Source organism: Flavisericum labens (assembly GCF_045446075.1).
Classification (GTDB): domain Bacteria; phylum Bacteroidota; class Bacteroidia; order Flavobacteriales; family Flavobacteriaceae; genus Flavisericum; species Flavisericum labens.
The window spans coordinates 251,573-273,446 of sequence record NZ_JBJJBQ010000002.1; the positions used below are offsets into that span (position 1 = coordinate 251,573).

Annotated in this window: 25 protein-coding genes; 8 read left to right on the top strand and 17 right to left on the bottom strand. The window is 35.9% G+C overall.

From position 1 onward, the window contains the following. Window positions 1-29: 29 nt before the first annotated feature. The 3 genes from ACIEHO_RS04755 to ACIEHO_RS04765 are packed head-to-tail and all read left to right on the top strand — an operon-like array spanning window position 30 to window position 2,269. Complete coding sequence (locus tag ACIEHO_RS04755) at window positions 30-1,406, top strand: MATE family efflux transporter (RefSeq protein WP_406969187.1); 1,377 nt, start codon at window positions 30-32, stop codon at window positions 1,404-1,406. A 9-nt stretch (window positions 1,407-1,415) separates the two neighbouring features. Further along, window positions 1,416-1,643 carry a hypothetical protein gene (locus ACIEHO_RS04760; protein WP_406969189.1) on the top strand — a complete coding sequence of 76 codons (228 nt, stop codon included), beginning with the start codon at window positions 1,416-1,418 and terminating at the stop codon, window positions 1,641-1,643. A gap of 56 nt (window positions 1,644-1,699) precedes the next feature. Continuing rightward, window positions 1,700-2,269: a phosphatase PAP2 family protein gene (locus tag ACIEHO_RS04765; protein ID WP_406969191.1), complete on the top strand. Its 570-nt coding sequence runs from the start codon at window positions 1,700-1,702 to the stop codon at window positions 2,267-2,269. On the opposite strand, the gene meaB is transcribed toward ACIEHO_RS04765, so the two are convergent. Together meaB and ACIEHO_RS04775 are read right to left on the bottom strand one after the other, a co-directional pair. Next, window positions 2,246-3,316 (bottom strand): methylmalonyl Co-A mutase-associated GTPase MeaB, encoded by a 1,071-nt coding sequence (meaB, locus tag ACIEHO_RS04770; protein ID WP_406969193.1) that lies wholly within the window; start codon window positions 3,314-3,316, stop codon window positions 2,246-2,248. The two genes, ACIEHO_RS04765 and meaB, sit on opposite strands and share 24 nt — an antisense overlap. A 103-nt stretch (window positions 3,317-3,419) precedes the next feature. Then, window positions 3,420-3,974: a DUF2911 domain-containing protein gene (locus ACIEHO_RS04775; RefSeq protein WP_406969195.1), complete on the bottom strand. Its 555-nt coding sequence runs from the start codon at window positions 3,972-3,974 to the stop codon at window positions 3,420-3,422. Window positions 3,975-4,150: 176 nt separating this feature from the next. Here ACIEHO_RS04775 and ACIEHO_RS04780 point away from each other — a divergent pair, with 176 nt between their 5' ends. The 3 genes from ACIEHO_RS04780 to ACIEHO_RS04790 are packed head-to-tail and all read left to right on the top strand — an operon-like array spanning window position 4,151 to window position 6,793. Next, window positions 4,151-4,702 carry an RNA polymerase sigma factor gene (locus ACIEHO_RS04780; protein WP_406969197.1) on the top strand — a complete coding sequence of 184 codons (552 nt, stop codon included), beginning with the start codon at window positions 4,151-4,153 and terminating at the stop codon, window positions 4,700-4,702. After that, complete coding sequence (locus ACIEHO_RS04785; protein WP_406969199.1) at window positions 4,686-5,255, top strand: hypothetical protein; 570 nt, start codon at window positions 4,686-4,688, stop codon at window positions 5,253-5,255. The genes ACIEHO_RS04780 and ACIEHO_RS04785 overlap by 17 nt, the downstream gene beginning before the upstream one ends. A gap of 11 nt (window positions 5,256-5,266) precedes the next feature. Beyond that, entirely contained in the window at window positions 5,267-6,793 is a 1,527-nt protein-coding gene (locus tag ACIEHO_RS04790) for a hypothetical protein (protein WP_406969201.1), read from the top strand. An 18-nt stretch (window positions 6,794-6,811) separates the two neighbouring features. Here ACIEHO_RS04790 and miaA read toward each other — a convergent pair whose 3' ends face one another. The 10 genes from miaA to ACIEHO_RS04840 all read right to left on the bottom strand — a co-directional run bounded on the left by miaA (window position 6,812) and on the right by ACIEHO_RS04840 (window position 16,780). Beyond that, window positions 6,812-7,783 (bottom strand): tRNA (adenosine(37)-N6)-dimethylallyltransferase MiaA, encoded by a 972-nt coding sequence (gene miaA / locus ACIEHO_RS04795; protein WP_406969203.1) that lies wholly within the window; start codon window positions 7,781-7,783, stop codon window positions 6,812-6,814. Beyond that, window positions 7,765-8,607, bottom strand: a complete 843-nt coding sequence (locus ACIEHO_RS04800; RefSeq protein ID WP_406969205.1) for an ion transporter — start codon at window positions 8,605-8,607, stop codon at window positions 7,765-7,767. The genes miaA and ACIEHO_RS04800 overlap by 19 nt, the downstream gene beginning before the upstream one ends. 21 nt (window positions 8,608-8,628) lie before the next feature. Next, entirely contained in the window at window positions 8,629-10,593 is a 1,965-nt protein-coding gene (locus tag ACIEHO_RS04805; RefSeq protein WP_406969207.1) for a hypothetical protein, read from the bottom strand. A 2-nt stretch (window positions 10,594-10,595) separates the two neighbouring features. Beyond that, entirely contained in the window at window positions 10,596-11,960 is a 1,365-nt protein-coding gene (locus tag ACIEHO_RS04810) for an exonuclease domain-containing protein (protein WP_406969209.1), read from the bottom strand. Window positions 11,961-12,121: 161 nt separating this feature from the next. Then, window positions 12,122-12,352: a four helix bundle protein gene (locus tag ACIEHO_RS04815; RefSeq protein WP_406969211.1), complete on the bottom strand. Its 231-nt coding sequence runs from the start codon at window positions 12,350-12,352 to the stop codon at window positions 12,122-12,124. Between the two features lie 55 nt (window positions 12,353-12,407). Then, entirely contained in the window at window positions 12,408-13,070 is a 663-nt protein-coding gene (locus ACIEHO_RS04820; protein WP_406969213.1) for a YggS family pyridoxal phosphate-dependent enzyme, read from the bottom strand. Between the two features lie 56 nt (window positions 13,071-13,126). After that, a complete protein-coding gene (locus ACIEHO_RS04825) occupies window positions 13,127-14,365 on the bottom strand; it encodes a DUF1015 domain-containing protein (protein WP_406969215.1) in 1,239 nt (412 codons plus the stop codon). Further along, window positions 14,365-14,829 (bottom strand): YcxB family protein, encoded by a 465-nt coding sequence (locus tag ACIEHO_RS04830; RefSeq protein WP_406969217.1) that lies wholly within the window; start codon window positions 14,827-14,829, stop codon window positions 14,365-14,367. The genes ACIEHO_RS04825 and ACIEHO_RS04830 overlap by 1 nt, the downstream gene beginning before the upstream one ends. Continuing rightward, window positions 14,829-15,719, bottom strand: a complete 891-nt coding sequence (locus ACIEHO_RS04835) for a 3-hydroxyacyl-CoA dehydrogenase family protein (protein WP_406969219.1) — start codon at window positions 15,717-15,719, stop codon at window positions 14,829-14,831. Before ACIEHO_RS04835 ends, ACIEHO_RS04830 begins: the two co-directional genes overlap by 1 nt. A gap of 101 nt (window positions 15,720-15,820) precedes the next feature. After that, window positions 15,821-16,780, bottom strand: a complete 960-nt coding sequence (locus tag ACIEHO_RS04840; RefSeq protein WP_406969221.1) for a Gfo/Idh/MocA family protein — start codon at window positions 16,778-16,780, stop codon at window positions 15,821-15,823. Between the two features lie 158 nt (window positions 16,781-16,938). On the opposite strand from ACIEHO_RS04840, the gene ACIEHO_RS04845 reads away from it, so the two are divergent. Next, on the top strand, window positions 16,939-17,580 hold the full coding sequence (locus ACIEHO_RS04845; protein ID WP_406969223.1) for a protein-L-isoaspartate(D-aspartate) O-methyltransferase: 642 nt from the start codon (window positions 16,939-16,941) through the stop codon (window positions 17,578-17,580). 3 nt (window positions 17,581-17,583) lie between these two features. On the opposite strand, the gene ACIEHO_RS04850 is transcribed toward ACIEHO_RS04845, so the two are convergent. Genes ACIEHO_RS04850 through ACIEHO_RS04870 form a run of 5 tightly spaced genes read right to left on the bottom strand, consistent with a single transcriptional unit; the run spans window position 17,584 to window position 19,886 of the window. Beyond that, the gene (locus tag ACIEHO_RS04850; RefSeq protein WP_406969225.1) at window positions 17,584-18,024 is read right to left on the bottom strand and encodes a YybH family protein; all 441 of its coding nucleotides are present in this window, start codon (window positions 18,022-18,024) and stop codon (window positions 17,584-17,586) included. 27 nt (window positions 18,025-18,051) lie between these two features. After that, on the bottom strand, window positions 18,052-18,567 hold the full coding sequence (locus tag ACIEHO_RS04855) for a pyridoxamine 5'-phosphate oxidase family protein (protein ID WP_406969227.1): 516 nt from the start codon (window positions 18,565-18,567) through the stop codon (window positions 18,052-18,054). A 10-nt stretch (window positions 18,568-18,577) separates the two neighbouring features. Continuing rightward, window positions 18,578-19,123 carry a hypothetical protein gene (locus ACIEHO_RS04860; RefSeq protein WP_406969229.1) on the bottom strand — a complete coding sequence of 182 codons (546 nt, stop codon included), beginning with the start codon at window positions 19,121-19,123 and terminating at the stop codon, window positions 18,578-18,580. Window positions 19,124-19,168: 45 nt separating this feature from the next. Further along, window positions 19,169-19,627 (bottom strand): SsrA-binding protein SmpB, encoded by a 459-nt coding sequence (gene smpB, locus ACIEHO_RS04865; RefSeq protein WP_406969230.1) that lies wholly within the window; start codon window positions 19,625-19,627, stop codon window positions 19,169-19,171. A 49-nt stretch (window positions 19,628-19,676) separates the two neighbouring features. Next, a complete protein-coding gene (locus ACIEHO_RS04870; protein ID WP_406969232.1) occupies window positions 19,677-19,886 on the bottom strand; it encodes a dodecin in 210 nt (69 codons plus the stop codon). 300 nt (window positions 19,887-20,186) lie between these two features. Between ACIEHO_RS04870 and lpdA the strand changes: the two genes are divergently transcribed. Then, window positions 20,187-21,587: a dihydrolipoyl dehydrogenase gene (gene lpdA / locus ACIEHO_RS04875; protein ID WP_406969234.1), complete on the top strand. Its 1,401-nt coding sequence runs from the start codon at window positions 20,187-20,189 to the stop codon at window positions 21,585-21,587. Window positions 21,588-21,874 lie beyond the last annotated feature (287 nt).

The window sequence follows — 21,874 nt, forward strand, 5'->3', positions numbered from 1 at the left end:
AAGCCAAGCTTATCATTTACTTTTGCCAAATGCAATTAGCGAAATACACGAAAGAATTTAGTTACAATTGGCGATTGGCTGCACCAGTTATGCTCGGTATGTTGGGGCATACTTTTGTTAGTTTTGTTGATAATATTATGGTAGGGCAACTGGGTACTGCAGAACTGGCTGCCGTATCTTTAGGAAACAGTTTTATGTTCGTTGCTATGTCATTGGGCATTGGATTTTCCACCGCTATTACACCGCTAATTGCTGAAGCCGATGCTGGGCAAAATTTTGCTTCCGGAAAGTCCTCTTTTAAACATGGACTATTTTTATGTACCATTTTGGGTATCATGATGTTTTTGTTGGTTTATTTCGCTAAACCTCTAATGTACTTAATGCAACAACCCTTGGAGGTAGTTGAGTTAGCTATCCCATATCTTGATCTTGTGGCCATTTCGTTAATTCCATTAATTATTTTTCAAGCTTTTAAGCAGTTTAGTGATGGTTTGTCTATGACAAAATACCCTATGTATGCCACTATTTTAGCCAATATTATCAATGTGGTTTTAAATTATATTTTCATTTTTGGAAAGTTGGGTATGCCAGAATTGGGTATTGTGGGCGCTGCATACGGAACACTTATATCTCGCTTGGTCATGGTTGGGCATCTTTGGTTTTTGTTGGCAAAAAAAGAAAAATCAAAAAACTATGTAACCCAAGTTAAATTTTGGGTTTTAGATAAATTGATGCTTAAAAAAATCATTAATCTGGGTACACCCAGTGCTATGCAAATGTTTTTTGAAGTCGCTATTTTTACTGCGGCCATTTGGCTTAGCGGTTTGTTGGGTAAAAATCCGCAAGCGGCCAATCAAATTGCGTTAAACTTAAGTTCTATGACGTTTATGGTAGCCACTGGTTTAAGTGTTGCGGCTATGGTCCGTGTAGGAAACCAAAAGGGATTAAAAAAGTATTTAGAATTACGGAGAATAGCACATTCCATATTTTTCCTTGGAATTATTTTTGCTTTAGTTTTCGCTATTTTCTTTTTTGTATTTCATGCCCAATTGCCCAAATTGTATTTAGATTATAACGATGTTGAAAATGCTACAGATAATAGAGAGGTGATGCAAATAGCAGGTAAACTTTTGCTTATTTCGGCCGTATTTCAAATAAGCGATAGTATTCAAGTGTTGGTTTTGGGTGCGTTGCGTGGACTTCAGGATGTTAAAATACCGATGGTCTTGGTTTTTGTTTCCTATTGGGTGGTGGGGTTTCCCATATCTTGGTTTTTAGGAAAAGCGAATGCTTATGGCAGTTTTGGTATTTGGCTCGGACTTTTAGCTGGTTTGACCGTGGCAGCAATTTTGTTATATATTCGGTTCCATTTTCTAACTAAAAGGCTAATTTTGTCGAATAAATAATTTCAAAACATGACACTTCCAAAGTTTATTTTAGGTGATAATACCGATTATCCAAACGCTATTTTTGTAATCCACACAGAATTCCCTAGGTTTATAATTAATCTTGAAAATGATGAAGTGGAGTGGTTTGAAGACTTTGATGCCGAAGACCAAAAGGAATTAGAGACTGAAACAGAAAATGCCATTAAGCAGGCTACAGAATTTTATGATGCTGAGGTAGCTAAATATGATGAATAATTAGAGGTCATTTGATTTCTAAATTTGTTTCAAAAAAAGCCAAAATAACTTCAAAAATGATTGACACGCTAATACAATATGATACAGAACTTTTTTTATTTTTAAACAACTTAGGAACACCTAGTTGGGATGGTTTTTGGTTAACCGTAACCAACAAGCTAACGTTCATTCCTCTTTATGCTGTATTGTTGTTTTTTCTTTATAAAAAATACGGTTTGAAATCTTTGCTCGTTTTTGTTGTGGTCGTCGCTTTAATGATTACGTTTACCGACCAAATCACCAATGTTTTTAAACGCGGATTTTCTCGGCCTAGACCTTGCGGAAATACCGATATTTTTGAACAACTTCGGTTCATTGCCGTTCGGTGCGGTAAATTTGGGTTCTTTTCGGGGCATTCTTCAAACTCTATGGCTGTGGCCGTTTTTGCAGGTTTATTGTTGCGGCCGTATTTCAAAAGTCTGATTTTTATTTTACTCTTTTGGAGTGCAACGGTTGCCTATAGCAGAATTTATGTTGGAGTGCATTATCCGTTGGATATTATTTGCGGAATGGCTTTTGGGGCTATTTCAGGCTTTATGTTTTATAAATTGACAAAATACCTTTTAAGAAGGTTGGTTGAGGCTTAAATTTAAGAGATAATCGGCAGCAGCAAAAGGTGTAGTTTTGTTTGCAGCTAAAAGTTCCAATTGGGTTTTTAATTCCTTTTTGATTTTTGGATTTTCGAAAAACTGGGATTTCAACTCTTCTTCAATAGTTTGAACGAGCCAATATTCATTTTGTTTATTTCTTTTTTCTTCGAAATAACCATTTGAAGTTGTGGTTTCAGCATAATCTAAGATCATTTTCCAAATTTGGTCAATGCCTTCGTTGTTAATTGCGCTACATCGAGAAACCTTGGGTGGCCATTTTGAAGCCTTTTCGGGGTATAGGTGTAGAGCGCGTTTAAATTCAGTTTCCGCTAGCTTAGCGGGTTTAAGGTTGTCGCCATCGGCTTTATTGATGATTATGGCATCGGCCATTTCTATAATTCCGCGTTTAATGCCCTGCAACTCATCACCCGCACCAGCCAGTTTTAAAAGCAAAAAGAAGTCTACCATGCTGTGAACGGTGGTTTCGCTTTGCCCCACGCCAACGGTTTCCACTATTATCACATCAAAACCTGCGGCTTCACATAAAACAATAGTTTCTCGCGTTTTTCGAGCTACACCGCCCAAAGATTCACCAGATGCTGAAGGGCGTATAAAAGCGTTTTCGCTTTTGGCTAAGTTCTCCATTCTGGTTTTATCGCCTAAAATACTTCCTTTGGTAATGGTGCTGCTAGGGTCAATGGCTAAAACGGCAACGCGTTTACCATAATCGGTTAGGTGTTGTCCTAAAGCTTCAATAAATGTGCTTTTCCCTACGCCGGGCACCCCAGTAATGCCAATACGGATAGATTTGTTCGCATGAGGTAAACAATCCTGTATAATGCTTTTTGCCTGTTGAGCATGTTTTGGATTTTTACTTTCAATAAGGGTAATGGCTCTGCTTAATGCGGTGATGTCTTGTTTTAAAATGTTTTCAACTAGCGTAGCGGCATTTAACTCAATTTTGCGTTTGTCTTTAATGGATTTTATTGAAGGTGAATTTGCGCTTTCTGAACTAGAAACACCTTTTTTTTCTTCTAAAGCCAATTTTTTTTGTTTTGCCACGAATTCACGAATGTTCTTCTAAATTACAAATTTATTTTTATTGAAAAATGTAAACTGCGACTGTTAGCTAAATACTACCAACTTTTTATTTAAGAGGTACCGCAATTTTAACATCGTCCCAAGCCATGGTCAACGACAGATTATCGGTGGAATTGTCAAAAGCAATAGTGAACTGCTCTACGGTATTTTCTAACTGCTGAACGGGCACTTCAATATTCAATACATCGTAGTTCGGGTCCCACATCGGTTTCATCTCGGCATTTACACCCCATGAATATTCTTTGGAGTTAAACATAACTGTCCATGTAGAATCTTTTGGCACTGTCCATAGCGTGTATTTCCCAGCATCTAACAGTAAACCATTAATTTTTAAAGGCTGGTTGGTCTCGAACGTGGTCGCCTCATTAGCTCCTGTCCGCCAAACTTGATTGTAGGGTACCAAACCACCAAAAATATCCCTGTCTTTTTTATATGGACGGTTATAAAACACCTTCATTTTTAAATCGTTTAATTTAAATTCTACGGTGTCCTTAGGGCTCAGTCGTTTTTCGAAAATGTTTTCAACAAAGATAGAATACAAAAACAGACCCGAGGCTATAATAGAAAGTAGTATTAATAGGCGTTTTAAAAAGGAGTTCATATAGAGCAATTTATGCAAGCAAATATAATTTAAAAGGTATAACTATAAAATGCAAACGTACATTTATTTAGCTTTGTTATATCGCCTCAAAAAAAAAAAAAATTGAATTTTTTGCAACACCTTATTTTTTTTATCGTCTTTAAAGTGAACTAACCGAAACCAGAAGTAAAACAAGCATGTTTCAAGTTGACATTATAGAACAATGTAAACAGAACAACCGAAAAGCACAATTGCAGTTATACAACCAGTACTGCGATGGGATGTATATTGTTGCTAAAAGGTTTTTCAAAGATGCTGCCGATGCCGAAGATGTGGTGCAAGAAGCATTTATTAAGGCTTTTACGAAATTGCACCAGTACAAGGCAGAGGTTACTTTTGGGGCTTGGTTAAAACGTATTGTGGTTAATAGGTGTATAGATGTTTTAAAATCCAGGAAACACCAATTGGTTGAACTGGAAGAGGTGCACTTAAAAGTGGTCGATACACCTAAAAACGACAAATGGTTGGTAGAAGATACAATGACTTTAAACGATGTGAAACGAGCCATAGAAGAGCTACCCGATAAATATCGCTATGTAGTAATGCTGTATTTAATTGAAGGCTACGACCATCAAGAGATTTCCAGTATTTTGGGGATTTCGCAAGTGACATCGCGAACCCAATTATCAAGAGGTAAAACAAAATTACAAACCCTTTTAACACTTAAAAAAGATGGCACAAAATATTAGAGAATTGTTTGAAAATGATACCCTATCAGGTGAAAAAATGCCCAAAAACCATCAAGAGCGCTTTTTGAAAAAGTTGGACAAGGCATTACCCGTTAACAAAAAGAAGCGGTTTGGTTGGTTGCAAATAGCGGCTAGTGTTGTGGTGCTTTTAGGACTGAGTTTTGGGGCTTTTAAATTTTTTGAACCGGTTTCAAATGGGGTAGAGGAAATAGTAAAAACGAAAACATTGGAAACAAAATCTTTGGGCGATATTTCACCTGGGCTAAAAAAAGTAGAAGATTACTATTTGGCCAGTATCAATTTGGAGTTATCTAAAATCGAATACACACCAGAAACCAAAGAACTCTTTGATGGTTATTTGGCCCAATTAGATGAGTTGGATAAAGAGTACAAACGTCTTTCGCTAGAATTAACCGAGTCTGGACCGAGTGAGTTAACCGTTAATGCGTTAATTGATAATTTGAAATTTCGTTTAAATCTATTGTATCGCCTTCGAGAACAAATAAAAACATTAAAGACTTCAAATAGTGATGAAGTAGTACAATCAATCTAAAAAATCAAAAAATGAACAGTAAGATTATAAATATAAACGTTTTTGCCATATGCTTTTTCGTTGTAGGAAGCATCATGGCGCAAAATAAATTGACTAAAGTCTTACAATCCATAAAAGTGGATAAAGATGTGGTTATAGATTTAAATACAAGCAATTGCAACATTGTCTTCGATACTTGGAACAAAGATACGGTGGAAATTGAAGCCTATATTCAAGGTGAAAAATTGAGCGATGAAGAACTTCAAAATGCTCTAAAATTATGGAAGGTAGATGTAGATGCTACACAAAGTGAGGTTTCAATAAACGCATCTGGAACTGGTTCACGAAATTGGGTGGTTCGAACTAGTGGAGATGACGATGTGAGAGTGATTTTAAAGGAATTAAAGTATGAGTTGGCAGAAATGCCCGAAATGGATTTTGAAGTAAATGTCGAAGTCCCTGAGATTCCTGAAATACCCGAACTTCCGGAGTTACCAGAGTTGCCGGAAGGAATTCATAGTTTTAACTTTGATTATGAAGCCTATAAAAAAGATGGCGAAAAGTATTTAAAAGAATATACCGAAAAGTTTGAATCTAAATTCGGAAAGGATTTTGAAGAAAAGATGGAGGCTTGGGGTGAAAAGTTCGGAAAAGAATGGGGCGAGAAATACGGTAAACAAATGGAAGCCTGGGCGGAGCAGTTTGAAAAACAATGGGATCACGAAGGGTTTGCTGAAAAAATGGCTGAATGGGGCGAACGTTATGCCAAACAAATGGAACGGCATGCAGAGCGCATGGAAGCTCAAGTCGAAAGACATACCGAACATGCCGAGCGAATGGCTGAAGCTCAAAAGGAAAGGATTGAAGCCCATAAGGAGCGGATTGAATCCCATAAAGAACGTACAAAGGAACGGGCTAAACTTGCCAAGGAACGTGAGAAAAGAATAATTGAGATTATGGATAGTAAACCAGGTGTAGAAGTTAAAAAGACCATTAAAATAAAAATCCCTAAAAAGGCAAAGCTAAAGGTTAACGCGAGGCATGGCGAAATAGAATTTGCATCCAATGTTGATAACCTAGATGCCACCTTATCTCATACAAAGTTTAGAGCACAAAGCATCGATGGGAGTTTAACTTCCATCAATGCTTCATATTCGCCTGTTTACATTACTAATTGGAATTTAGGAGAACTTAATTTGAACTATGTAAAAGAGGCCAACTTGAAAAATGTGAAACATTTAGTTTTAAACGCTATATCATCTGATGTTGATTTGGAAAATCTTTCCGGAAGTGCCGTAATAGATGGCAATATTGGCGATTTGTCTATTACTGAGATTGGAGACAGTTTTACCAATTTAAATGTGATTCTTCAAAACAGCAACGCCATAATAATGTTGCCAAAAGTAGATTGTAATGTGCAATATAAAGGGACGCACTCGCAGTTTTCACACCCCAAAAAGAAAACTAAGGACCATACTTCAAACTTTTCTTCGGGCAGTTTGTCTAGCGGAAAAAGTATTGTTGTAAATGCTAAATACAGTAATGTGGTTATGCAATAAAATTACCTATTGTCTTTTTTAGTCAGCTGAAATTTTTTCGTTTATAGTCTCAATAATATCAGTCGCATCATTCAAATAATCAAACCATAGAGTACCTTCTTGCTTTCTAAACCAGGTGAGTTGTCGTTTTGCAAACCGTCGCGTGTTTTTCTTGATTTCCGATATGGCAAAATCTAAAGTCCATTCACCTTCAAAATATTTAAACAGTTCTTTGTAGCCCACCGTGTTCAATGCGTTCATATCCTTGTATTCAAAAAGTGCTTTGGCTTCTTCCAGCAAGCCCTGTTCCATCATGATATCTACCCGTTTTTCAATGCGGTTATAAATTATTGGCCTTTCGGCGGAAAGCCCAATACTAAGGGTTTTAAAATCTCGATGTTCTTTGCCTTTATTCAAAAAAGAGGAATAGGGCTGCCCAGAGCCTATACAAACTTCTAATGCCCGGATAACACGGTGAGGGTTGTCAATAGCAATCGTATTGTTTGCTATATGGTCTAATGTTTTTAGTTTTTCCTGTAAATAGGGGAGGCCTTTGTTTTTTAAATCTGCATTTAATGCTTCGCGGATACTGTCATCTACTTCAGGGAAATGGTCTAGGCCTTTTGTTACCGCATCGACGTACAATCCAGAGCCGCCAACCATAATAACTATATTATGTTCTTTAAATAGTGTTTTTAAGCAATTTAGAGCGTCCTTTTCAAAAGTACCAACATTATAGTTGTCGTGAATGGATTTATGATGAATAAAGTGGTGTTTGGCCGCATTAAGTTCATCTGATGTTGGGGCAGCTGTGCCAATATGCATTTCTTTATAGAACTGGCGCGAATCGGCCGAGATAATTTCTGTATTGAAATGTTGCGCCAATTTTATACTCAAAGCCGTTTTACCTATGGCTGTTGGGCCAATAATGGAAATAAGGTATTTTTCGTCGTAGTTAATAGTAAAAGTCGTTTTTAAGTAATAACTGTTCTTTAAAGTTCCTTTCCACATTTACGGCAGTATGTGGCATCATCGCGGTGTTCTTCGGCCAAACAATGGGAACAGGATTGTGAGTTTAAGTGTATATTAGGAGTTGGTTCTGGTTGTTTTTGTTTGCTTTGGCTGGTATATTCGGCAGAAACAATTCCAGTTGGTACGGCAATAATGCCATAACCTAGTATCATAACCATTGAGGCAATAAATTGTCCCAAGGGGGTTTGTGGTGCGATATCTCCAAAGCCTACCGTGGTTAGTGTTACAATACACCAATATACGCTTTTGGGTATATTGGTAAAACCATTTTCTTCACCCTCTACCAAATACATAATGGTTCCTAGAATGATGGCAACAATTAATACCGCAAATAAAAACACCGATATTTTAGCCTTACTGGCTTTTATGGCATTCATTAAAAGTTGTGATGCTCCCAAGTATCGTGCAAGTTTTAAAATCCTGAACACCCTTAATAAACGCAGGGCACGTAAGGCAGCCAGAGCATGTATTCCGCCAAAAATAAGCGATATGTATTTTGGAATGGTTGATAAAAAATCGATGATACCATAAAAACTAAAAATATATTTAAACGGTTTTTTTACGGTAATAATTCGGGCAATATATTCTATGCTGAACAAAATAGTGATGACCCATTCTGAAATGTTTAAAAAACGGTGGTATTTTGCATCAATACTATTCACGCTTTCCAGCATAACCAATAGAATACTGGCAATAATAACAACAAACAATACAACGTCAAAAAGTTTCCCTGAGGGAGTATCTGCCTCATAAATCACTTCATGAAGTTTATCTCTCCAGTTGTTTCTTTGATGTTTGTTCATAACACCAAAAATAGTAAAAGATTAGCTATTTGTTTTCAATAAAATGAGCGAGTTGTTTTGGGCATCGATAATTTTAGCCATAAATTCTTTTAAATACGGATAATATTCGGGGGGGTAAGTGGCCTCTTTAAAACTAAACTTCAGCATCAAATTGACCGAATTGCCAAATTGCTTTGACGACAAACTAAGATGGCCAGTATTGTTTGGTAGTCCTAAAATAAAGTCTTTGGGTATTTCAGCAACGGAATAATTGTCATCAAATTTTAAATTGAACATGTAAATATAGGTATCTGGATAACCAAAATCTATGGGGTATGTTCTTTCCTGAAGTTTAAACGGATTGGAATCAAAAAACTTGGTTATAATGGGGTTTATGTAAATGGTTTCACCAGTGGGGTCTAGATTGTATTTTACATCATACTTTTCTAAAAAAGTAGGACTATCCTTTTCTTTTGATAATGCTTCGTAATCTGAAATTTCAATGAATGGTGCATTGTTTTCTAAGTTCTTGATATAGGTTTGTTTATTTGAAAAATACTTCTTTTTTGTGCTTAAGGCATGATATCCAGAATATTTAGCACTAATGTTTCCAGAAACATTTTGTTCTGCATCGATGCTAACATCGGCTTTGTATAAAACGCTTGATGGTTTTTTGGGCGCAATATCAATCCATTTACTCCCATTATCCAAGTCTAATAAACGTCCATATTGGTTTAAACATCTAAAGGGCAGTTCTCCAAAACTTAAATAACTGTTGGTGGCATCAAGTAAGTATAATTTGCCGTTAATTGAAGCTTGCACAACAAGGTAATTAAAATCGGTTATTACTGGGTATAGTTTTGTTGCAAAACCGTTTCCTCTGGTTGAAAGTAATACAGGATTACATTTAACCCCGCTTTCCCTCAATAAATTGTTGAGCAAAATGTTAACAGACGATACATTGCCCGTTTTGTTTTTTATTAAGTCTTTTACCGAAACATCCTTGAAGATTTTAAAATCGCCGTTCCATGTATAATGCTCTTGTACATGTTTGTAAATGGCTTTGGCTTTTGTTAGTTGGTTATTTTGAATTATTATTTCTTCAGGAAGTAACTGTTCTATATCGACGGACTTTTTTAGTTGTTTTCCTATATCTTTTTCTTTTCTTATTTCTTTATCAACATCTTTCCAGGTTTTCGTGTAGTGATGCACCCTGCCATCCATAGATTGAAAAGTTTCAAGCTCGTATTCAATTCTGGCCAAATAGTTTAATCTCGTGGTCATGTAATCTTCATCTATAAAAGCTGGAATATCTTTCATAGCATAAACAAACTCGGCACAGTCGGCACTTCCACCGCCGGCTTCAAGGCAATTTTTTTTAATACTAGATTTATGGGTTGTTAACTTTTTACCTCCAACAAGCTTTACATTGTAAACCCAATTCGCAGGCGTGCTGGTTCTATATTCGCTGTATAGTTTTGGAATGTCGGCTTGAAATTCCCAACCATGGTATTTGCGCATGTAGGGCGATCTTATTTTATAGCTATATGTAAAAACCGAACCTTCTTTTATATTGGGCATAGTGAATTTTACCATAGTAATGTTTTCGTCGTACTTTTCCCTGTATACGTTGTTTTCATCGAGCTTGGTTTTCGTGACTTTGTCGCCTTCCAAGTTGTATGTTGTACCTACAATGTTTTTTACTTCTTCGTAATGATTGCCGTCAGTTTTGTATAAATAAATGGTCACTGTTGCATGGTCAAATCCATCTTTATTGAAAATTTTTATTTTGTGTTTTTCTTCTGTTCTTAAATCGTAATCACTTCTATCGACATGGCTACTCCCAAATTCATATAAAACCAATGCATTGGCCGTGGAGTCTTTTGGGTAAGCGTTCATTTTTAAGTCCTTGAGGGAAACCCTAAAAACAGGATTTGTTTCAGAAGATTGCGAAAATGAAAATAACGAGAAGATGGTAAGCAGGGCGGTGAAAATAACTTTGTTCATGTTTAGTCTAGTAATATGATTTTTAAGCGTTTGTTTTTTCTTAAATAACTTTGAATGATGTGTTGTACATCTCTATTGTTCTGCATCGGGGTAATGATGGATTCCAATACATCTATATTGTTTATTTGGTAGTTTAGGTTAAAGTAACCAATGCCTTGAAAAACACCGTTTTTTATGAGCATGGCACTGCGCTCCTCAATGGCCCTTCCGCGGTCAATAATCACCATGTTTTTATTGGAATAACTATTTTTTTCGATGAGCTGTTTTACTCTGTTATTATAAGATTCTGCAGGTTCTTCTTGAATGCAGGCGCCCTCGCATGCTTTAATGTCGTAGTTAAAGCAACTGGTCTGGGTTTTATATAAACCGGTTAATTTTTGGCAGAGCTTATAATCTTCTGCCGCTTTGGTGATAAAACTCTTTCCGCTCTGTCTGTTACTGAATGTGGTAATGGGTTTTTTGCGTCCGTCGGCAATATCTATCTTCAAGTTTATATAATTGTTTTCGTCCACGAAGCTATATAAAGCATGCGTGAAAATTGACCGCCTTAGGGCTCTGTTATATATGGGCTTATTCTTTTTTATTTCTTCACTTTCTTTTAATAGTGCAACCAATTCGCTGCCAGTAGATTCGTAGGTTACGGCGCTGACTTGTGCTTGAATTTTTTTTGACTTAGCATTGGTGCCAGTAAAGTGTTGGTTGATTCGTTTTTTAATGTTTTTACTTTTTCCAATGTAAATGATTTCTCCATCAGATTTATGAATGTAATATACTCCCGTGGTTGATGGAAGCTCATCAATAATATCTAAATGCTTGGGCTCTAATTGATGTTTTTGTTTTGATTTAACGGATTGCTTTACAATGTCTTTACAGGTATCTTTGTCAAGTAAAATTTTAAATAGTTTTACTGTAGCAATGGCATCGCCGGAAGCGCGGTGGCGGTCGGTAACTGGAATACCTAATGAGCGGACCAACTTGCCCAAACTGTATGAGGGTTGTTCTGGAATTAAATTTTTAGATAATTCAACCGTACAAAGTGATTTTCTCTCATATTCAAAACCAAGCCGCCGGAACTCTGTTCGTAAAATTCGATAATCAAATTGTGCATTATGAGCCACTAAAATACAGTCTTGGGTAATTTCTACAATGCGTTTGGCCACTTCGTAAAATTTTGGGGCATGCCGCAGCATGTTACTGTTTATACCTGTAAGATTAACTACAAATGGCTGTATATCACGTTCGGGGTTTATAAGGCTGATAAATTGATCGACAACTTCATGACCATCAAATTTATAAATGGCTATTTCTGTAATGCCTTCTTCATTATACTTTCCGCCAGTGGTTTCTATGTCGAGTATTGCGTACAAATATTAAGTTTAAAATTAAAAACTAAAAGTTAATAGTTATTGATTTTAGATTTCATTGTGTTTATCGTTGCCACTAACATTTTAATAAGTTCTTTGTTATAATTTATTAATTTGGTAAAAGAGTTTATTTCAATGTAATTGGTGTCTTTAAGTAATGAAAGTCAATATTCGGTTTCATTCGCTTCCTTTAGGGCTATACTCATTTTGCTAGTAAAATCTTTTTCGGATTGCACAAATTCAGACTCTCTAATGTTGGCACCGATAGATGTACCGCTTTTAAGAAGTTGCCTAGATAAAGTGAACTCTCTTTTTTCGGATGCCATTATTTTATAGGTGTTTACAATTAAAAGTGCAATATCATAACTTTTATTTTTCAATATAGATTCCTTCATAAATTATTAACTAATCACCTTTATCTGTTTACTGTTTACTGTTCACTTTTAACTATTAATTCCTACGGCCAAATATACTACTTCCAATCCTAACCATGGTACTACCGCAATCAATGGCCAGTCTGTAGTCATTGCTCATACCCATTGAGATGGTTTTTAGGTTGCAGTTTTTGGCTTCAATTGTTTTTAATTGTTTGAATTTAGAGTCTAAAAACCTGAATTCCTGTTCAATTTGGACTTTGTCGTCTGTAAAGGTTGCCATCCCCATGACACCAGTTACTCTAATGTTTTTTAATTCCGAAAAGGCATCCGATTTTAAAATCTTCAAAGCTTCGCTTACGCTCATACCAAATTTAGAATCTTCTTCGGCAATTTTTATCTGAAGTAAGCAATCAATAATGCGTTCGCTTTTTTTCGCTTGTTTGTTTATTTCTTTGAGTAATTTAAAATTATCGACACCGTGAATCAATGAAACGAATGGTGCCATATATTTGACTTTGTTACGTTGAACGTGTCCAATCATGTGCCACTCAATATCTTTGGGCATGACCTCATACTTTTCAACCATTTCTTGGATTTTATTTTCTCCAAAAACACGATGCCCTGAATCGTAGGCTTCCATAATATCTGTTACCGGTTTGGTTTTAGAAACTGCAACTAGCGTGACGTGTTTTGGTAATTCTGACTTTATTTTTTTGAGGTTTTCTTGTATAGTCATTATTTTTACATGTTGCATGATGAGATCCTAAATCAAGTTCAGGATGACATGGCGTGTCAAAATTCATAAATAGTTACTCCGCTTCTTAATTTAGGTTCGATAAAGGTGCTTTTTGGCGGCATGGTTAGCCCTGAGTTGGCAATGGCCTTTAGTTCGTCTACAGTGATAGGAACCAGACCAAAACCGACCGCATATTCTCCACTATCGATTTTGGTTTTTATGGTAACTAAATCGTTTTGCCCGTGTGAATATCCTATTCTGGTGTCGCTTCGTAAATCTTTAATGCCTAAAATGGGTTCTAAAATTGTTTTGTAAAGTATTTGGGTGTCTAGTACATCTAAGGCGGTTTTAAATTTACAAAGGTCTTTCCTGAGATATAACGAGTAAAATTCACCATCTAAATACATACTAAAGTGATGTTTGTTATTTGGCTTATATAAATCTGTCCCCCTGTTTTCAATCCGGAAAACCGTATCAAGTTTTATTAAAAACGATTCTTTTGAGAGACTGTTTAGGTCTTTTACCAGTCGATTGAATTCATGTATTCTTAATTCGGACTCCGGAATTAAAAAACTCATGAAAAAGTTATATGGTTCGTTTCTCGTGTGATTGCTATTCTCAGATTTTAATTCTTCGGCAAGTAAAACTGACGATGCCGAACGATGGTGCCCATCTGCAATATAGATGGTTTTCATGTTATTGAATTCTTGTTCAATAACTTTAATCTGGTCTTTGTTGTCCAGTTTCCAAAGGTAATGGGTGTCTCTGTAGGTGGTAGTGAACTCGTATTCGGCCCGCTGTTTCTGTGCTTCGGAAATAATATTTGAAATGGCCTGATTGTCAGCATAGGTTAGTAACACGGGCTCTGCGTTAAAACCAACTGTTTTTAAATAACCTTTAAACAGGTTTTCGCGATATTCAATGGTCGCTTCGTGTTTTTTTATAATATCATTTTTATAGTCCGTGGTACTGGCGGCGGCAATTATTCCCGAGAACGATACTTTATCGCGGTTAACTATTTTATAAATGTAGTAACTAGGGTTTTGGTCTTGAATGAATATGCCGTCTTCCTTAAACTCTAAATATCTGTTTTTAACCAAATTATATCGGTCCTTACCTTGGATATCTTTACTGTATTTGTAGCCTGGGTTTATAATGTGTAAAAATGAGAAAGGATTGTGGTCTAAACGAGCTTCCAATTCAGATTGATTATAGCTCTGGTAAGAGCGCGATGCAACTAAACTGACTTTGTCGCGAGTAGGTCTTACTGCTTTGAATGGAAGAATTTTTGCCATCAAAAATGTTTTAATTTAGCAATTTGGAAAACATGTTGTAGTCTTCTTCTGAGTAAAAAATGTTTTTTTGGGATATATATGAATCTACCTTTTGAAATATAAAGGAGCCAATACTTAGGGTTTGAAACGATATTTTGAATTGTCTTTGGGTTTAATTTTGTTTCATTATCATTATCTTCAAAATATATAAAACTATCATCAAAGGATAATTTGATTTCTGAAAAAATAGGGTTATGTCCTTTAGAATTTGCCCAAAACCATAAAAAAACAATGACTATAATAGGATATATAAATGCAAATAGAGTAAAAAAAGTGCTAAAACTATCTTTGCCAAAATTAGGGATATAAAACATGCTCATTAAAATCATTAAAGCATAAAGCCACCAAGATTTTTTAAACCTTTTACCAATTATGATTTTGGTGTATGTTTTTTTTGTTAAGCTGTAATTTTTAGTGCTAACCATTACTTTAAAAATTGCTTTGCTACTTTTTCAGCTTTTTTACTATTGGAATAATCATAAAAACCTTCACCAGATTTTACGCCTAATTTACCGGCGTTAACCATGTTAACTAATAAGGGACATGGTGCGTATTTTGGGTTTTTAAAACCATTGTACATCACATTTAAAATAGAAAGGCATACGTCCAGACCAATGAAATCGGCCAACTGCAGTGGTCCCATGGGGTGGGCCATGCCCAATTTCATTACGGTGTCTATTTCATCAACTCCGGCAACGCCATTATACAGTGTTTCTATCGATTCGTTGAGCATGGGCATTAAAATTCTGTTGGCTACAAAACCGGGGTAGTCGTTAACTTCAACAGGTGTTTTGTTAAGGGTTTTGGAAAGCTCCATGATGCTTTTTGTAATCTCATCAGTTGTGTTGTAACCGCGAATAATTTCAACCAATTGCATAATGGGCACAGGGTTCATAAAATGCATACCTATAACACGCTCGGGTTTTGAGGTTACCGCCGCAATTTGAGTTATGGAAATGGAAGACGTGTTGGTGGCTAAAATGGTTTCGCCTGAACAAATTTCGTCTAGCTCTGTGAAAATCTTCAGCTTTAAATCTAAGTTTTCGGTTGCCGCTTCAACAACTAAATCGGCGTTTTTTACCCCGTTTCCAATCTCAGTAAATGTGGAAATATTGGCTAAAGTTTCTGTTTTGTCAGCTTCTGATATTTTTTCTTTGGCCACCATTCTATCCAAATTTTTAGAAATGGTTTTTATGCTACGTTCCAGGGAAGCTTCATTAATATCAATAAGGTTAACTTTAAAACCACTTTGAGCAAAAGTATGTGCAATACCATTGCCCATGGTGCCTGCGCCAATAACTGCAATGTTTTTCATGTGTTTTATATTTTGAAATAGCAACGAAACATAGTTTTGCTAAGTTGAAATTCAATATTAATTTTAAAAGACGGTTATGCCATGTCGATGACAAAAATCACTTAAAAGCAATCAATAATTTGGTTGGCTACACGCAATGCTTCGGTACCATCGTGCAGGGTAACCTCTGGAGCCCTATTGTTGTTTATCGCTTCAGCAAACGACTCTAATTCATCTAAAATAGAGTTGTTTTCCGGAATAGACGGATTATCAAAATAAATCTGTTTTTTCACACCTTCAGCGTTTTGAAGAATCATATCAAAATCTCCAGGGGTTTCCGGGGCGTCCTTCATTTTAACCACCTCACATTTTTTAGTTAGAAAATCAACCGATATGTAAGCGTCTTTTTGAAAAAACCGTGCTTTACGCATTTTTTTCAATGAAATACGACTCGCCGTTAAGTTGGCCACACAACCATTTTCGAATTCTAAACGGGCATTAGCTATATCTGGCGTGTCACTAATAACCGCCACACCGCTTGCAGAAATGTGCTTCACCTTCGATTTCACAATACTTAAAATAATATCAATATCATGAATCATCAAATCTAAAACCACGGGTACATCAGTACCTCTCGGATTAAATTCTGCCAGTCGGTGGGTTTCGATAAACATGGGTGACTTGATGTCTTCTTTTACAGCAAGATAAGCGGGGTTAAATCGTTCTACATGTCCAACTTGCCCACGAAGGTTGTTCTGCGCTAGTAATTGTCTGATGTGTTCGGCTTCTTCAACAGTATTGGTAATAGGTTTTTCAATAAAAATATGTTTCCCTTTCGCAATAGCTTGTTTGGCACAATCGTAATGCGATAAAGTTGGTGTTACAATATCTACCATATCAACGGCATCAATAAGCGTATCAACAGAGTTGAAAAACTTATACCCAAATTCTTCTTCAATTTTTTTTCCGTGGGTTTCATCGGCGTCATAAAAGCCAATCAGCTCATATTTTTCAGATTGTTTAAGAAGTCTTAAATGAATTTTTCCTAAGTGGCCTGCACCAAGAACACCTGCTTTTAGCATAATTTTTACGTTTTCAACAAAAATAAGATAATTAAAACGTCAATTTAAGGAATTCGCCCTAATTTTTAATCCAGATAAGCTTAAAAATAAAATCTGAATAAATTGTTTTTAGGCTTTAAAATGTTTGAGTAATTTTAGCCAACTAAACTAAATCAAAATTGAAAGACACATTTAAGCATAAAGGATTAAGACAACAACTTGTTAATGGTTTAAGAAACAAAGGTATTAGGGATGAGGCCGTTTTAAATGCCATTAACAATATCCCTAGACATTTGTTTATGGATTCTGGCTTTTTGCATTATGCTTATGTAGATAAAGCGTTTCCTATTGCTGCAGACCAAACGATATCTCAACCCTATACCGTGGCTTTTCAGACGGAACTTTTGCAAATTAAAAAAGGGGACAAAATTCTTGAAATAGGTACAGGTAGTGGCTATCAAACGGCAGTTTTATGTGAAATGGGAGCCAAAGTTTACAGTATTGAGCGCCAAAACGAATTATTTAAGAAAACAAGTAAATTTCTCCCTAAGTTGGGTTATCGTGCTAAAAAACTGGTTTTTGGAGATGGTTATGCAGGTTTGGAGGAAGAGGCTCCTTTTGATGGTATTTTGGTAACTGCTGGAGCACCTTTTGTACCCAAACCTTTGTTAGGGCAGTTGAAAATAGGAGGGCGTTTAGTCATACCCGTTGGTAATGATGTGCAGGAAATGACCATGTTTACCCGAAAAGGCCCTAAAGAATTTGATAAAGAAGAGTTTGGTGCTTTTCGGTTTGTACCGCTTTTGGAGGATAAGAATTAGTTGTTAATCCCAAACGAATTTCCATGAATTGTCCGGTTGCCTTTTCCAAACGGTATGGAAAATGCCGTCACTGGTTTTTGTGTTTCCCAAAGAGTCTTGGTATTCAAAAGTGTATTTGCCATAGGTGTAAGCTAAATCTCCAGAAGCTGAAACGTCTACAAAATCTGGTTTCCATGATAAACCTTTTGAGGTACTGTTTTTCATAAAAACTTTAATACTGTCTTTTCCTTTGATGAGTTCGTTGTTTCTAAGTAAAACACCTTCGTTCGCTACAAAATTTAAAAACGCAATACGCATTCCTTTTTCTTTAGACATGTTACAAAACTCGAGTTCGGTTTGGATAACCTCTTTTTTCCATTCTTCAATCATGTTCTTATCAACACTTTTTCCGCAGGACTGATAAATGAAAATATAGGATATGAATACAAAAGAATATTTTTTCATCGTTTTAATATGTTAGTTTCAAAACCGTCAATACTCTTTGTGTTTTTTTTCTTGCTGATAGGTTTTTATTTTCTCCTTACCTTGTTTTCGGCTCCAAGCGTTTAATTGGTCGCGTTCCTTTTTGTAATCCATAAACGGTACGGAATACCCGCAGGAGGTTTGTACCAGGTTTATTTCCATTTCAATGATTTGCCGAAAGCCTGTGTTTTCTTCAAATAAGCCAATGTGTTTTTGGAATTGGAGATCGTTTTCATGATAAATTTTAGCATGGCCGTATAACCTTAAAATAAGTGGTTTCCCTTCAAAAGCGCAGAACATAATCGTCATTCTATCGTTTTTTAAAAGATGGGCTGCCGTTTCATTGCCGCTTCCGGTAAGATTTAACCAAACCAGTTTGTTCGGACTTAGTACTCGAAGTGTGTCGTATCCCTTTGGAGAAACATTCACGCGGCCATCTGCTACAGCTGTAGCAACAAAAAAGAGGTGCTGTTTGCTTATGAATTCCTCAAGCTCAGGCGTTATTTCTGGAAGTTGTTTGCCCATAATTTAATTATTAGGGCAGGTATTTTTTGGGAATTGGGTTTTCGTCATTTTCTTGCGACCAGAATACATTAACAATCCACCATCGCGTACCATCATAAAACAATTGGATACTGTTGATGCCACGCATAAATGGCTTTTCGTCTTCCTTGGAATGATAAGATTCGTAAGTGCTGAAAACTTGCACCATGTTTCCAAAATGCTCTACTTTACGGTGAATTTCTTTTTCTATAAATCCGTGCTCAACCAACCATTTCCCCGAAGTTTTTACATATTCTTTAGGTGACATGTATCTTGTTTGATAGAAAAAGTCTTCGTCAAGGTAGGCCACTATTAACTTGGCATCGGGTTTAAATAGATAATGAAACAGTTTCCAATTTCTTTTTTCTTCCTTTTCCCCAGAAATGGTTGAATAAAGCGTATTAATGGTTTTGTCTAGTGTAAGTACTGCCGTGGTGTCAATTTCTTTTTCTTCTTTTTGTTCTGTTTTATCTTTGTCTTGGGCATGAAATGATAAAGAAATAAATCCTATTAAGAGTAGGGCTAATAATTTTTTCATTTTTATTTGGTATTTTTTAAGAAGGTCTTGTATACTGAAATAGGTTTAACGGTAGGCCTTTTTGATTCGGTCTAGATTACGCTTGTTGTCTCTATCTTTAATGGTATCGCGCTTATCGTAAAGTTTTTTACCTTTTGCTAAGGCTATCACTAATTTGGCCAAGCCATTTTCGTTAATGAACAAGCGCAAAGGAATAATGGTAAGCCCAGTATTTTGAACTTCCTTATACAGTTTTTTTAATTCTTTTTTGTTTAACAGTAGTTTGCGTACAGCTTTAGGCATGTGGTTGTAATGCGTACCATATTTATATTCTTCAATGGTCATGTTTACAACAAAAAGTTCGCCATTATCGTTAAACTCACAAAAACTTTCAGCAATAGAAGCCTTACTGCTTCTTATCGATTTGATTTCAGTTCCTGATAGAACAATACCAGCAGTATATTTATCCAATATTTCATATTGAAACCGCGCTTTTTTGTTCTGTATGTTGATGTTTTTCTGCATGACGCACAAAACTACATAATTTCATTAGAGAAATTTATAGAGCGAGCCATTAATTTTTCATTGTAAAGCCTAATTTTACCGTAACTTGCCACATATCAACACGGCCATCTTTTATGTTGCCACGTGTGTCCATAACTTCAAACCATCTTAAGTTTTGTATTGATGTTGAAGCTTTTTTAACAGCGTTCTCAATCGCATCATCGCTAGATTTAGCTGAAGTGCCTACAATTTCGATTTTTTTATAAATATGTTCATCCATAATTTAAGGTTTTATTAGTGAATTATTAAGATACGAAAAAAATAGGGGTGTTGAAAATTAAGTTTTTTAACTTAAAAAAAACCTTATAAATACAGAAGGATAATCGATTACATTATAAATGGGTTTAATATAGAAAACCTGTTAAAATTTTAATCTATATTTACGATTTAGGGAAAATTATTATGCTTTTTCTTGAAAATTGATATTTCAATCTATTAACATGGCTTTTTTATTGCCTTACAATAAAACATTCGTATTTTTGATTCTGTCTTAAAAATTAATGAATTTCAAATTAAAAATATGAACTCATATGATGTAGCCGTAATCGGCTCTGGTCCTGGAGGATACGTTGCGGCCATTCGTTGCGCGCAGTTAGGCATGAAAACTGCCATAATAGAAAAATATTCAACTTTGGGAGGTACTTGCTTAAATGTAGGGTGTATTCCGAGTAAAGCGCTTCTAGATTCTTCTCACCATTATGAAGATGCGGTAAAGCATTTTGAAGAGCACGGCATTGAAATTCCGGGTGATGTTAAAGTGAATTTAGAGAAAATGATTGCCCGTAAGCAGGCCGTTGTAGACCAAACAACAGGAGGTATCGATTTTTTAATGAAAAAAAATAAAATTGATGTTTACCAAGGCTTGGGAAGCTTTAAAGATGCCACGCATATTAAAATTGAATGTGATGAAAACACCGAAATTGAGGCTAAGAATTCAATTATTGCTACAGGTAGTAAACCTTCAAGTTTGCCTTTTATTGAGATTGATAAAGAGCGCATCATCACATCAACCGAAGCTTTAAAACTTAAGGAAATCCCCGAGCACTTAATTATTATTGGAGGAGGCGTTATAGGTTTAGAGCTTGGGCAAGTTTATAAACGTTTAGGAGCAGAAGTTTCTGTGGTTGAGTACATGGATCGCATTATTCCTACCATGGACAGTGGTCTGTCAAAAGAGTTGAATAAAGTTTTAAAGAAACAGAAGTTTAAAATCAATACGTCGCATAAAGTGAAGTCTGTTGAGAGAAAAGGCGATGCCGTTATTGTAAAAGCAGACAATAAAAAAGGCGAAGAGGTTGAGTTTAAAGGAGATTACTGTTTGGTTTCTGTTGGGCGTCGTCCATACACCGACGGATTGAACGCAGACGCAGCTGGCGTTAAAATTAACGACAGGGGACAAATAGAAGTGAATGACCACCTGCAAACCACTGCTTCAAATATTTACGCGATTGGTGATGTAGTTAAAGGAGCGATGTTGGCACATAAAGCTGAAGAAGAAGGCGTTTTTGTAGCCGAAACTTTAGCTGGGCAAAAACCACACATCGATTATAATTTAATACCTGGAGTGGTTTACACTTGGCCAGAAGTGGCTGCAGTTGGTAAAACGGAAGAGCAATTAAAAGAAGCTGGAGTAGATTATAAATTGGGTCAATTTCCTATGCGTGCCTTAGGAAGAGCAAGAGCCAGTATGGATATTGATGGATTTGTGAAAGTTTTAGCCGATAAAAACACCGATGAAATTTTAGGTGTTCACATGGTTGGTGCCCGAGCTGCCGATATGATTGCTGAAGCTGTAGTGGCGATGGAGTATCGTGCCTCTGCAGAAGATATATCACGTATGTCTCATGCACATCCTACATTTACGGAAGCGATAAAAGAAGCTGCATTGGCCGCTACTGATGATAGGGCTTTGCATATCTAGAATGGTATTCCTTCAAATTACATAGTATTTCAGAAAAAGCGAACGACAAGAAGTTCGCTTTTTTTTTTGCTTCTTTTTCAATTTTTTTTGAAGGCAGTATAGCAGTCTATATCTCTTAATTTCATAGAAGAGGTTTTTAGGTTATTTTTTTAATCACTTTGCTTTCAGATGAATAGGTGTATAGGTTATTCCCAGTCTAAATTACAGCCTTTTCTGAGTAGTAAATGCGTAATAGCTAAAGACCCTACAATATTTAATAATTCTATTTTTATGCCAATTTTTTGTGA